General features: G+C 46.4%; 9 protein-coding genes. 8 read left to right on the top strand and 1 reads right to left on the bottom strand.

What is annotated here, in order from left to right; genetic code table 11:
• The first annotated feature begins 39 nt into the window (after positions 1-39).
• From R7P67_RS18365 to tldD, 8 genes are all read left to right on the top strand, one after another.
• Entirely contained in the window at positions 40-1,083 is a 1,044-nt protein-coding gene (locus R7P67_RS18365) for a rod shape-determining protein (protein WP_005381144.1), read from the top strand.
• A 150-nt stretch (positions 1,084-1,233) separates the two neighbouring features.
• The gene (mreC, locus tag R7P67_RS18360; RefSeq protein WP_005381142.1) at positions 1,234-2,130 is read left to right on the top strand and encodes a rod shape-determining protein MreC; all 897 of its coding nucleotides are present in this window, start codon (positions 1,234-1,236) and stop codon (positions 2,128-2,130) included.
• Positions 2,120-2,608, top strand: coding sequence for a rod shape-determining protein MreD (gene mreD / locus R7P67_RS18355; RefSeq protein ID WP_005381141.1), 489 nt, complete (start codon positions 2,120-2,122; stop codon positions 2,606-2,608). Before mreC ends, mreD begins: the two co-directional genes overlap by 11 nt.
• A gap of 4 nt (positions 2,609-2,612) precedes the next feature.
• Positions 2,613-3,182, top strand: coding sequence for a Maf family protein (locus tag R7P67_RS18350; RefSeq protein WP_005381139.1), 570 nt, complete (start codon positions 2,613-2,615; stop codon positions 3,180-3,182).
• 18 nt (positions 3,183-3,200) lie between these two features.
• Complete coding sequence (gene rng / locus R7P67_RS18345) at positions 3,201-4,670, top strand: ribonuclease G (protein ID WP_005381138.1); 1,470 nt, start codon at positions 3,201-3,203, stop codon at positions 4,668-4,670.
• Between the two features lie 12 nt (positions 4,671-4,682).
• Positions 4,683-8,564 carry a YhdP family protein gene (locus R7P67_RS18340; protein ID WP_213973530.1) on the top strand — a complete coding sequence of 1,294 codons (3,882 nt, stop codon included), beginning with the start codon at positions 4,683-4,685 and terminating at the stop codon, positions 8,562-8,564.
• A gap of 33 nt (positions 8,565-8,597) precedes the next feature.
• Positions 8,598-9,419, top strand: a complete 822-nt coding sequence (locus R7P67_RS18335; RefSeq protein WP_085570016.1) for a carbon-nitrogen hydrolase family protein — start codon at positions 8,598-8,600, stop codon at positions 9,417-9,419.
• Positions 9,420-9,430: 11 nt separating this feature from the next.
• The gene (gene tldD, locus R7P67_RS18330) at positions 9,431-10,876 is read left to right on the top strand and encodes a metalloprotease TldD (protein ID WP_025767609.1); all 1,446 of its coding nucleotides are present in this window, start codon (positions 9,431-9,433) and stop codon (positions 10,874-10,876) included.
• A gap of 66 nt (positions 10,877-10,942) precedes the next feature.
• Here the strand turns inward: tldD and R7P67_RS18325 are convergent, their stop codons facing one another.
• Entirely contained in the window at positions 10,943-12,319 is a 1,377-nt protein-coding gene (locus tag R7P67_RS18325) for a PhoH family protein (protein WP_005381133.1), read from the bottom strand.
• Positions 12,320-12,790: the final 471 nt, after the last annotated feature.

The following is a 12,790-nucleotide window of genomic DNA, read 5'->3' as shown; positions in this document are numbered from 1 at the left end:
ATTTTTGTCTTCTATATTTTTGCAGGATGAGCGAAGAGTATGTTTAAGAAACTTCGTGGCATGTTTTCTAACGATCTATCTATCGATTTAGGTACAGCCAACACTCTAATTTACGTAAAAGGGCAAGGAATTGTCCTTGATGAACCTTCTGTAGTTGCTATTCGTCAAGATCGTGTAGGTTCTGCAAAAAGCGTTGCTGCAGTCGGTCACGCAGCAAAACAGATGCTTGGTCGTACACCTGGCAACATTTCCGCTATCCGCCCAATGAAAGACGGCGTAATCGCTGACTTCTACGTAACCGAAAAAATGCTTCAGCACTTTATCAAGCAAGTGCACGATAACAGCATCCTAAAGCCAAGCCCACGTGTTCTTGTTTGTGTTCCTTGTGGTTCTACCCAAGTTGAGCGTCGCGCAATTCGTGAATCAGCACTTGGTGCTGGTGCCCGTGAAGTTTACCTAATCGACGAGCCAATGGCGGCGGCAATTGGTGCTGGTTTACGCGTATCTGAGCCGACAGGTTCAATGGTGGTCGATATCGGTGGTGGTACAACTGAAGTTGCCGTTATCTCTCTAAACGGTGTGGTTTACTCATCGTCTGTACGTATCGGTGGTGACCGCTTTGATGAAGCTGTGATCAACTACGTACGTCGTAACTACGGCAGCTTGATTGGTGAAGCAACGGCTGAAAAGATCAAACACGAAATCGGTTCTGCTTACCCAGGTGATGAAGTTCAAGAGATTGAAGTTCGCGGTCGTAACCTTGCAGAGGGTGTGCCACGAAGCTTTAGCTTGAACTCAAACGAGATCCTAGAAGCGCTTCAAGAGCCGCTATCTGGCATCGTATCAGCAGTCATGGTTGCACTAGAACAGTGCCCACCAGAGCTTGCTTCAGACATTTCTGAAAACGGTATGGTACTAACCGGTGGTGGTGCACTACTTAAAGACCTAGACCGTCTGCTAATGGAAGAAACTGGTATTCCTGTGGTTATCGCGGAAGATCCACTAACGTGTGTGGCTCGTGGTGGCGGTAAAGCTCTAGAAATGATCGACATGCACGGTGGCGATCTGTTCTCTGAAGAATAAAGGTTTAGGTGAAGCTCATGTCGGGCTTCACCTTCATTTCTGCTCTCTCTGTAATTCAAACATGCTCCATACCTAAAAGTATTTAGTTAAGTATTTTTAGGTTGCCAAGTAAGGCTCAATAATCATGGAAGCAATCAGGTCAAAAACAAGATGAAACCGATTTTCGGCAGAGGTCCGTCTCTGCAATTACGTCTGTTTTTTGCTGTCATCGTGTCGGCGAGCTTAATGCTGGCCGATAGTCGTCTAGATACGTTTTCCAACGTTCGATACCTACTAAACAGTATGGTTGCACCGATTCAGTACGCAGCGAATTTACCTCGTAGTATGTTCGATGGAGTATTTGAACGTTTTAATTCTCATCAGGCATTGGTTGAAGGCAATCGCAGCTTAAAGCGAGAAGTGCTACGCCTGAAAAGCGAGCTTATCTTGCTCGACCAATATAAAGAAGAAAACCAACGCTTACGTAAGTTGTTAGGATCTTCATTTGTCCGTGATGAAAAGAAAGTCGTGACAGAAGTAATGGCGGTTGATACTTCACCTTATCGTCATCAAGTGGTGATCGATAAAGGCCGTATTGATGGTGTTTACGTTGGTCAGCCTGTTATCAATGAGAAAGGCATCGTTGGTCAGGTCACGTTTGTCGCAGCGCACAACGCACGTGTTCTGCTGCTAACGGACGCGAAAAATGCAATTCCTGTCCAGGTGATCCGCAATGATATCCGAGTGATCGCATCGGGCAATGGTGAAATGGATGAAATCCAACTGGAGCACATTCCAACCAGCACAGATATTCAGGTTGGTGATTTATTGGTGACATCCGGTTTAGGTGGCATTTACCCTGAGGGATATCCAGTCGCGACGGTTACCAATGTGGATCACGATACGCGTCAAGAGTTCGCCTCAATCAAGGCTGAGCCGGTTGTGGAGTTTGATCGCTTACGCTACCTACTGCTGATTTGGCCGAATGAAGACCGTCAACACAAAGTACTGCGGTCCAATGTAGATGAAGGGTTAGAGCAAGAACAAGAGGTAACCGATGGCCAATAATGTATTGAGTAGCCGAATGGTGATTGGCGTCAGTTTCTTCGTTGCGCTGGTACTGCAAACCATTCCATGGCCAGGTGTGTTAGATGTGTTACGCCCTTCATGGTTGTTCCTTGTCACGTGTTATTGGGTGTTGGCACTACCGCACCGAGTAAACGTCGGAACTGCGCTAGTGTTGGGCTTATTATGGGACATTTTGATCGGCTCAACGCTTGGAATTCGTGGCATGATGATGTCGATCGTTATCTACCTTGTGGCGCTGAATTTCCTGTTGATTCGCAACATGGCATTGTGGCAACAGTCGATTTTAATTGCCTTTTTTACTGCGTTATTGGAAGTTTTGATATTCTGTGGGGAATATTTGAACCAGGACGTAGTATTTAATCCATTATCTCTGTGGACGGCGGCAATAAACTGTATACTTTGGCCATGGATGTTTTTATTAATGCGACGAGTTCGTCGTGCATGGCACGTAAGGTAAAGCGGTGAAGAAAAGCTTATCTCTCGTTCTCGCATCGGGTTCTCCGAGAAGAAAAGAGCTGCTTGCTCAACTGGGTTATGATTTTGAGATCGTATTGCCTGATATTGAGGAAGCCAAACAGGCTCATGAGCAAGCACGAGATTACGTGTTGCGTCTTTCTTTGGAAAAAGCTCAGGCAGGCTTAGCGTTGGCTAAGCCTGATTCCGTTGTATTGGGCTCTGATACGGTCGTAGTATGCGATGACCGTGTGCTAGAAAAACCAAAAAGTTTTGAAGATTCAAAGCGTATGCTTACTGACTTATCCGGTCGTCGCCATCAAGTGATGACTGCGGTGAGCGTTGTATCATCGGAACAACAACATTCAGTGGTCGTTACCACTGACGTGTGGTTCAAACCACTGACTCACGAAGAAATCGAACAATATTGGCAGTCAGGAGAGCCATGCGATAAAGCTGGAAGTTATGGTATTCAGGGACTCGGAGGGCGATTTGTCACCCGAATCGAAGGCAGTTATCACGCTGTAGTAGGCTTACCTTTGTTCGAAACCGATCAGCTAATTCAAGAATTTTTATAATTGTTTTGAGGTGTGCACATGAGTGCAGAATTGCTGCTTAACGTGACCCCGAGTGAAACTCGTGTGGCCATGATTGAAGGTGGAGTACTACAAGAAATACATATCGAGCGCGAATCGCGTCGCGGTATTGTGGGCAATATATACAAAGGCAAAGTAAGCCGAGTGTTACCAGGTATGCAGGCGGCTTTCGTCGACATTGGTTTAGATAAAGCGGCGTTTTTACATGCGTCAGATATTGTTCCTCATACCGAATGTGTGGCAGAAAACGAAAAACAGCAGTTTCAAGTCCGTGATATCTCTGAGCTGGTACGCCAGGGACAAGACATTGTTGTGCAAGTGGTCAAAGATCCGCTCGGCACGAAAGGTGCACGTTTAACGACGGATATCACCTTACCTTCGCGTTATCTTGTTTTTATGCCGGGGGCCAGCCATGTCGGTGTTTCGCAGCGTATTGAAAGTGAGAAAGAGCGTGAGCGTTTGAAAAAGGTGGTGAACCATTACTGCGATGAGCACGGTGGTTTTATCATTCGTACCGCGGCAGAAGGCGCTGATGAAAAAGAGCTCTCTCAAGATGCGGCATTTCTAAAGCGTTTGTGGCTAAAAGTCATGGAGCGTCGCTCAAAATACAAAACGCGTTCAACACTTTACGGTGAACTCGGCTTAGCTCAACGCATTCTGCGTGACTTTGTTGGCACAGAGCTCGATAAGATCATGGTCGACTCCCGCCTTGAATATGAAAACCTGAAAGAATTCACTTCTGAGTATGTACCGGAGTTAACAGATAAGCTTGAGCTTTACGAAGGTGACAAGCCAATCTTTGACATGTACGACACCGAAAACGAAATTCAGCGTTCTTTAGAGCGCAAGGTCGAGCTAAAATCGGGCGGCTATTTGATCATCGATCAAACCGAAGCCATGACCACCATCGACATCAACACGGGTGCATTTGTTGGTCGTCGTAATCTCGAAGAGACTATCTTCAATACCAATATAGAGGCAACGCAAGCTATTGCGCGTCAGCTACGTTTACGTAACCTCGGCGGTATCATCATTATTGATTTTATCGATATGGCATCCGAAGAGCATCGTCAGCGAGTACTTACCTCACTGGAAACGGCGCTGGCGAAAGACCGAGTAAAAACCAACATCAACGGCTTTACCCAGCTTGGCTTAGTTGAAATGACACGTAAGCGCACACGAGAAAGTATTGAACATATCTTGTGTTCTGGCTGTCCTACTTGTGAAGGCCGTGGCAGCGTGAAAACGGTCGAAACTGTATGCTTTGAGATATTACGCGAGATTACTCGTGTGAACCGTGCTTACGACGCCGATAATTTTGTCGTGTACGCATCGCCGTTTGTTGCTGAAGCGCTATTGGGCGATGAGTCTCATGCGTTGGCTGAGCTCGAAGTATTTATTGGCAAGCAAGTGCGAGTTCAGGCTGAACCCCTGTACATTCAGGAACAGTTTGACGTCGTAATGATGTAATTTGGAACATTTGTGAATTCTGGTGTTAACCGTTTTGGGCGTTTTTGTGCGTGGAGTTTAGTTACTGTATTGGTGTTATTAGCCATATTAGTAACCACGCTTCGCGTCACACTGCCGCAACTTAACCATTTCCAAGATGAGATCAAAACCTGGGTCAAACAAGGCACAGGTTTTGACGTTTCTATTGCCAATGTCGCAGGGACGTGGCGCAATAATCATCCCTCAATTGCGTTACTGGGTTTAGAGGCAAATCTACCAAACGTGCAAGATGCACGCTTCGCTGTTGAAGAAGTCCAAATTGAGTTCGACCTTATTCAATCTCTTTTTCAACTTAAACCTGTAGTTGCAGACCTTACCATTCATAACCTCGCTTTAGACATTCACACGGTAGACATTCTGCCGACTTCTCATCGTCAAGATCCGAAGCCTGAAGTGGATAAGAGCGAAGTGAAACTCATTGACCAACTCGACTCACTTCTTTTACGTCAGTTCGAAGACTTCACTATTAGCGATTCACGGATTTGGTATAAGTCTGTGTCAGGTGAAACTCGCCGTTTAGATATTGAGCAGCTTCGTTGGAGCAATCAAGGGAAACGTCACGTAGCCGAAGGCACGGTTAGCATTGCCGATGTTCGCCTGAACTCATTGTTAGTAAGCGCTAACTTTAAAGATCATGGCTCGTTGCGCGATGTATCTGGTGAGTTTTACGTGAGTGCTCAAGATGTCTCGGTCACACCTTGGCTGACCACTTACATGCAAGAAGAGTCAGGAGCAGAGTCGGGTAAAGTCAGCTTAAATACTTGGCTAACGCTCAAACATAGCCAACCGCATGATGCTTATGTTGAATTGCTGCCTTCCGAGTTGGTGTGGAATGAAGATGGACATCATGAGCTGTTTATTGAGTCTGGAATTTTCAATCTTCGACCAGATAAACAAGGCTGGAAAGTAAATGGCCACTCACTTCAGATCAGAACCGATAATACCCCTTGGCCAGAGCTAGACGTCGCGTTTGATTGGCAACCAAACGGCTGGATGCTTAATCTCTCTCAGCTCGACATCGAAGCACTCATTCCGCTCATCAAGCTGGCTCCAGAGTCAGAGTCGACCAGTGACCTTATTAACAAACTAGCACCGAAAGGTCGGGTCGAAGATGTCCGATTGTCAATGAACGGTGGTTTAGACACCTTACGCTACTCGGCTGAACTGGATGAACTCGCGATGACACAATGGGAGCTCCTACCCGGGTTTCATCACGTACAGGGCAGCGTATCGGGGGATGTGAATCAAGCTAAAGCAAAAGTCACCGTCATTGATGATGTCTTTCCGTACGGCGATGTATTCCAAGCTCCGCTGAATATCAAACAAGGTGAAGTCGATATTATCTGGCAGCAAGATGATGCGGGTTGGCGTTTGTGGGCGGATAAAGTGACGGCAGCAACGCCTGATCTTCAAGTCTTGGGGGCATTCCGTCTTGATTTTCCAAAAGAACAAAGCCCATTTTTATCGTTTTATGCCGAAGCGGATCTCTACAACGCGGGTGAAACATGGCGCTATCTACCGACTCTGGCACTTGGACAAGACTTGACCGACTATCTTTCGACCGCGATTCAGGGCGGTAAAGTGAACACAGCAAAATTGTTGTGGTATGGCGAGTTAGGTGATTTTCCTTACAAAGAACATAATGGCATGTTCCAAGCTTGGGTTGGATTAAAAGATGCGAAATTTAGCTTTGATACTGCATGGCCAACCATCACGGATTTGCAGCTAGACTTGCTGTTTGAAAATGATGCCATGTATTTGGATTCAAAATCAGCCACACTAAATGGCGTTCATGCCAAGCGTATCACTGGGCGAATCCCTGAGTTGGCAGAAGGTGGGCACATCGAGATTGAAGCGAAAGCAAGCGCGCCGGGTAATGAAGTCCGTGACTACATGATGGCGACGCCATTAGTGGATTCAGTCGGTGCCGCATTGACAGCGCTGCAAGTGAGTGGTCCCGTTTACTCTGAGTTTCAACTCAATATACCGTTTGATTTTGATAAAGAGTCTCGCGCTTGGGGTTATGCCGATTTAACAGAAAATCGTGTTGATATTGAAGCGCCGCCAATGACGCTTGAAAACGCCACAGGGCGTATCACCTTCGACAATGATGTGGTTACCACATCGGGTTTGTCGGCCGAATTATTACAACAGCCTATCTCTCTTGATTTCCATGGAGAGAGTGCGGAGCAAGGCTACAACGTGACAATTAATACACTAGGAGATTGGGATGTCGAGCCTCTCAAACCCTATGTCGGTGAGCGTTGGTTAAACCTTGTTTCTGGCCATGCGCCGTGGCAAATGGACATTGACTTGCAACTCAATGATGTTGGTTTCACTTATCAGCTTGAAGTGCTGGCGCAGCTAAATCGTCTGGCTAGTCAATATCCTTATCCTTTAGCGAAACAAATTGGCGAGTCTGGACAAGCGAAACTGCAAGCATCTGGCAATCAAGAGAGTATTTCAGCAAGACTACAGATCCCAAATGTGAAGTATCAAACTGAGATAGATATCGCTGGCGATGTCCCGGTTCTGACTGCGACTCATTTAATGGTTGGCAAAGGTGGCTTCCGGATTAGTCCTATTGTCGGGCACGATGCTTCGGTGCGTGTCGAAGAACTGAATTTAGACCAATGGGCTGAGCTTGCGCAGGTCTCTGAGAGCAAGCCTTCATCGTCTGTTTTGGCAAGCATGAAAACGCCGACCATTCCATTGCCGACACGCATTGAAGTTGAAACGCCAAACTTACAGTTCGGTGGGATTGAGTTTCATGATGTGGATTTTTCAGCAAGCAAGAAAAATTTGAGTTGGCAACTCGATGTGGACAGTCAAGAGGTTAAAGGGAAAGCTAACTATCTGAAACCCTATGATCTATCGGTCTCTTTAGAGCACTTGCATCTGTACATCCCAGGGTTTGAAGAGATGACCAAAGAGCGCAGCTCAATCTTTGCGAGTGAAGATCAAAACGCACCTTTGATTACCAATTTTGACCGCAAGTTTCACGCTGAGATGCCAAACTTAACTTTGAACATTGATGATTTTTGGCTGCAAGGCTACAAAGTGGGCAAAGTGAATGTTGATTTGCAGCGTCGCGAGAACCGCTTGGAGTGGAAAAATATCACCTTTAGTAGCGGCAAAAACCGCATTGATATGAGTGGTTGGTGGGACCTGACGAAAGAGAGTAGCCATTCCAACTTAACCATGAAAATGAAAGGTGATAACAACACCGATCTTATGGAGCGCTTTGGTATTACATCAGGCATTCAACAAGCACCATTTGAGATCAATGCCAATATGGAATGGGACGGCGCACCTTGGTCAATGAAGACACAAACCTTGCAAGGAAACGTCTCAACGGAATTTGGTAAAGGCGTGATCAGTGAAGTTAGTGGTGCGGCACGCTTGTTAGGCTTGTTCAGCTTGGATTCTATCATCCGTAAGATGCAGCTCGACTTTACCGATGTATTCGATAAAGGCATGGCATTCAACTCGATCACGGGAACGGGCAAAATCCAAGACGGTGTGTTTATCACCAATGATATCGTAATGGATGCGTTAGCAGGGGAAATGCAAATCCGCGGTATCGCTAATATGAACAGCAGAATGGTTGATGCGGAAGTGAAATTCACACCAGACATCACATCAGGCTTACCAATGCTGACTGCGTTTGCCGTTGCGCCTCAAACTGCTTTGTATGTCTTGGCCATCTCTACGGTGATATCTCCGGTGGTTGAGGTCTTCACTCAAGTCAATTATGAAGTGAAAGGCCCACTAGATTCACCAACGGTGAAAGAAATTTCGCGAAGTAAAGGTGAATACAAGCTACCAGAAAAACTGCGTGAACAGGCCAAATAATTCACCGAATATAATGGAATAGGGAGGAAACACATGGAACGTGTTGGCATTATTCAAATGACTTCGGGTCCGGATATTAACGCGAATTTGGACTTCATCGAAAAACAGTGTGCTTTAGCGAGCAAGCAAGGTGCCAAACTTGTCCTTACTCCTGAAAATACAGTGCTATTTGCCAGTCGCGAAGCTTATCATCAACATGCAGAGCCACTTGGCAGTGGCATGATTCAACAGCGGCTCTGTGAAATCGCAAGAAAGAACCAGTTAACACTGATTGTCGGAAGCATGCCCATTCAAACCGCAAAAGGTGTCACGACAACAACACTTGTATTGCCGCCGCACGGTAAATGCATTGCTCACTATGACAAACTGCATATGTTTGATGTCGACGTAGCCGATGGTTATGGTAGTTATCGTGAGTCGGATACGTTTATGGCGGGTAATCAAATAGTCGTTGCGGAAACTGATATCGGCAGTGTTGGATTGAGTATTTGTTATGATTTACGTTTCCCAGAACTTTATAAAGTATTGCGTCAAGAAGGGGCGGATATCATTGTGGTGCCCGCTGCGTTTACCGCTGTGACGGGGCAAGCTCACTGGGAAATACTATTGCGAGCTAGAGCGATTGAGACACAATGTTGGATTTTGGCAAGCGGACAAACTGGAACGCATCCATGTGGACGAAAAACATGGGGACACTCAATGGTCGTTGACCCTTGGGGACGTATCCATAAACAGCTTCAGGATGAAGTAGGCTTATTGGTGACAGAGATAGATTTGTCACAAAGCCAACAAGTAAGGCAGAATATGCCGCTGACTCAACACAGTCGCTTTCAAAATGAATTGAGACGGAAATAAAAGAGCTAACTATGAGCACAAACCAAATAGAACAGGCACTCCTTGCCCCAAATGGTCTGACAGAACAAGACATTGCTGACACGCTTGCCAGCATTGCTACGCGCCAGATCGATTATGCGGACATTTACTTTCAGTCCAGCTGGCATGAGTCTCTGGTTCTAGAAGACAGCATCATCAAAGATGGCTCTTTTAACATTGATTGTGGTGTTGGTGTCCGTGCAGTAACTGGCGAGAAAACCGGCTTTGCCTACTCTGATCAAATCCAGCCTGAAGGCCTGAAGCAGAGTGCAATCGCGGCGCGCGGTATTGCTCAGCAAGGGCAGAATGGTAAAGTCCAAGCGTTTAAACGCACCGAAAACCAAGCGTACTACGCCGCTGTGAATCCACTAGCTGAATGGGAAAAGCAGCAAAAAACAGAATTGCTCAAATCTCTAGATGCTTACATCCGCACTAAAGAACCATTGATTAAAGAAGTTTCGATTAGCATCAGCGGTGTGCATGAGCAGATGCTTGTTGCGGCAACAGACGGTACTTATGCAGGCGACATTCGTCCTTTGGTGCGTTTGTCTATTAGTGTGCTTGCACAAAAAGGCGAACGACGTGAACGCGGTAGTGCGGGGGGCGGCGGCCGTTTCGGTTACGATTTCTTTTTAACGGAAAGCAATGGTGTGAAACAAGCTTTTCATTACGCAGACGAAGCGATTCGCATGGCGTTAATCAACCTTGAAGCAGAAGCAGCACCAGCTGGCATGATGCCAGTGGTATTGGGTTCTGGCTGGCCTGGCGTGTTGCTACACGAAGCGGTAGGTCATGGCCTAGAAGGTGATTTTAACCGGAAGGAATCTTCGGTTTTCTCTGGCAAAATGGGTCAACAAGTGACGTCTTCACTATGTACCATCGTCGATGATGGCACGTTAAAAGACCTTCGTGGTTCATTGAATGTGGATGATGAAGGGGTAAACGGCCAGTACAACACGCTTATCGAGAATGGTGTGCTGAAAGGCTATATGCAAGACAAGCTAAACGCGCGGCTAATGGGTGTAAATCCAACGGGTAACGGTCGTCGTGAATCGTATGCACACTTGCCAATGCCTCGTATGACCAACACCTACATGCTTCCAGGTGAACATACGCCAGAAGAAATTATCTCGACGGTCGAGAAAGGGTTGTATGCGCCAAACTTTGGTGGCGGCCAGGTGGACATTACTTCGGGTAAGTTTGTGTTCTCTGCATCGGAAGCGTACTTGATTGAAAACGGTAAAATTACGCGCCCTGTTAAAGGTGCGACGTTGATTGGCTCAGGTATCGAAGCAATGCAGCAAGTGTCTATGGTCGGTAACGACCTAAGTATCGACAAGGGCGTTGGCGTATGTGGTAAAGCAGGTCAAAGTGTGCCAGTTGGTGTTGGTCAGCCGACCTTGAAGCTGGACTCACTGACAGTGGGTGGCACTGAGTAACTCAGTCGAATCGTTATAAAAAGAGCGCTCATTAGAGCGCTCTTTTGCTTTGTGAGTCGGTGTCAATTACAGGTTTTCTTCAGCAAATTCCGCCAAGCGGCTACGAACCACGCCGTTGAGGTGAATATTTGCGCTGCCTTCAAAGTTCTTGAAGCGCTCAACCATGTACGTCAATCCTGATGTCACTGGGGTGAGGTAATGAGAGTCAATCTGCGCCAAGTTACCGGAGCAGACGATTTTGGTTCCTTCACCACAGCGGGTAATGATGGTTTTGATTTGTGATGCAGTGAGGTTTTGACACTCATCAAGCAGTACAAACGCATTTTGAATCGAACGGCCACGCATAAAGTTGATCGATTTAAATTGAATGTTGGCTTTATCGCAGATGTACTTCAATGAGCCTTCAGTGCAGTGATCGTGTTTATGTAGTGCTTCCAAGGTATCGGTCACCGCCGCTAACCACGGCATCATTTTCTCCTCTTCGGAGCCGGGTAAGAAGCCGATGGATTCACCGATATCTGGCGTGTTACGTGTTACGATAATTTTATCGAACATGCTTTTTTCAATGGTTTGCTCCAATGCTGCTGCCATTGCCAGTAATGTCTTACCACTACCCGCCGCACCCGTTAGAATCACCAAGTCAATTTCTGGATCGAGTAAGGCATCTAACGCCATTCCCTGGTAGATATTTTTAGGTGTGATGTCCCAAGCCTTGCGATGCATTAGGCGTTCGCGGCTCAGGTCGAGAAGCGTTAGCTTGTCTTCATTGATGGTTTCTACGCGACCAGCAAAGTCACTGTCTTCATCAATAACGTATTGGTTGATAAAGGTTGGGTCGAAGGGTTCGCGACTGAGTTTGTGGTAAGTTTTTCCGCCCAGTGCATAGCTTTCTACTTCCTCAATACCGCTCCAGAAATCCCCTTCACGCAATTGAAAGCCTTTGGTTAGGTATTGAATGTCGTCAATCAGTTGGTCGGTTCTATAGTCCTCAACAAAGCGTACACCAGCCCCTTTGGCTCGCAGACGCATGTTGATGTCTTTCGTGATCAGTACCACTTCACGTGGTGCACGTTTATTTTGCAGATAAAGCACCGCGTTGAGAATACGGTTGTCACCGGCTTTGTCGGCGAAGGCTTTGACGGTTTCCTGCAGTTCAAAATCCGCCAAAATGGAAATAGTACCCTGGTCGGGGTTGTCTTTAGAAACAGGAATGCCTTCAGAGATTTCATCTGGCGTTGCTTCTTTAAACAAATCTTCCAAGGTGCGAATAGCCACGCGCGCATCTCTTGCAACGTCGCGCTTACTGTCTTTGATTCGGTCGAGTTCTTCTAACACGGTCATGGGGATAACGACATCGTGTTCTTGGAAAGAGAAGATGGCAAAGGGTTCATGAAGAAGAATGTTGGTATCGAGTACAAACAGTTTCCGATCGGTATCGCCCATAGCGTCTCCTTGCCGTAGTACGGCTCTGCATGCGAGTTGTTAGGTCGTTTCCAAATAGGTGTGAAGTGACCTAACTCTGATTGCTTGCAATAGAGGTTGTCGGGCTGATGTCGGCTAGTGTGCAACCGAGTAGCAAGACAACTTACTGCAAACCCGTGTTGATCCTAATCGTGTACTAACGCGCTTAAATCATATGCAATGGTTTTAAACGCCCCTCATTAGAAGTATACGTAATATTTACGTTCTACAACTTAATAATTGGCATGAGTATTTTACAATTTGATTGCATTTAGAGTTTGGGAAAAAAAGTTTCTGCTTGGTGCGGTTTCGGCGTGACCTAAATCACAGCTTCAAGTAAGATTAGCGACCTTTTTCTGCGTATAGGCTACGTCCGATTTATCATGTTGAGCTGGCTTAAAAAATACTCAGCTCATACTGGAATGACGAATGCTACCGGCATAGCAGAAGCCA

It is taken from the genome of Vibrio sp. Vb0937 (assembly GCF_033338855.1).
Note: the sequence above shows the minus strand (reverse complement) of the source record. Positions and strands in the feature narration are given on the sequence as shown.

Coding starts and splice junctions, on each gene's coding strand:
- R7P67_RS18365 (WP_005381144.1), top strand. CDS start 40: ATGTTTAAGAAACTTCGTGGCATGTTTTCTAACGATCTATCTATCGAT.
- mreC (WP_005381142.1), top strand. CDS start 1,234: ATGAAACCGATTTTCGGCAGAGGTCCGTCTCTGCAATTACGTCTGTTT.
- mreD (WP_005381141.1), top strand. CDS start 2,120: ATGGCCAATAATGTATTGAGTAGCCGAATGGTGATTGGCGTCAGTTTC.
- rng (WP_005381138.1), top strand. CDS start 3,201: ATGAGTGCAGAATTGCTGCTTAACGTGACCCCGAGTGAAACTCGTGTG.
- R7P67_RS18335 (WP_085570016.1), top strand. CDS start 8,598: ATGGAACGTGTTGGCATTATTCAAATGACTTCGGGTCCGGATATTAAC.
- tldD (WP_025767609.1), top strand. CDS start 9,431: ATGAGCACAAACCAAATAGAACAGGCACTCCTTGCCCCAAATGGTCTG.
- R7P67_RS18325 (WP_005381133.1), bottom strand. CDS start 12,319: ATGGGCGATACCGATCGGAAACTGTTTGTACTCGATACCAACATTCTT.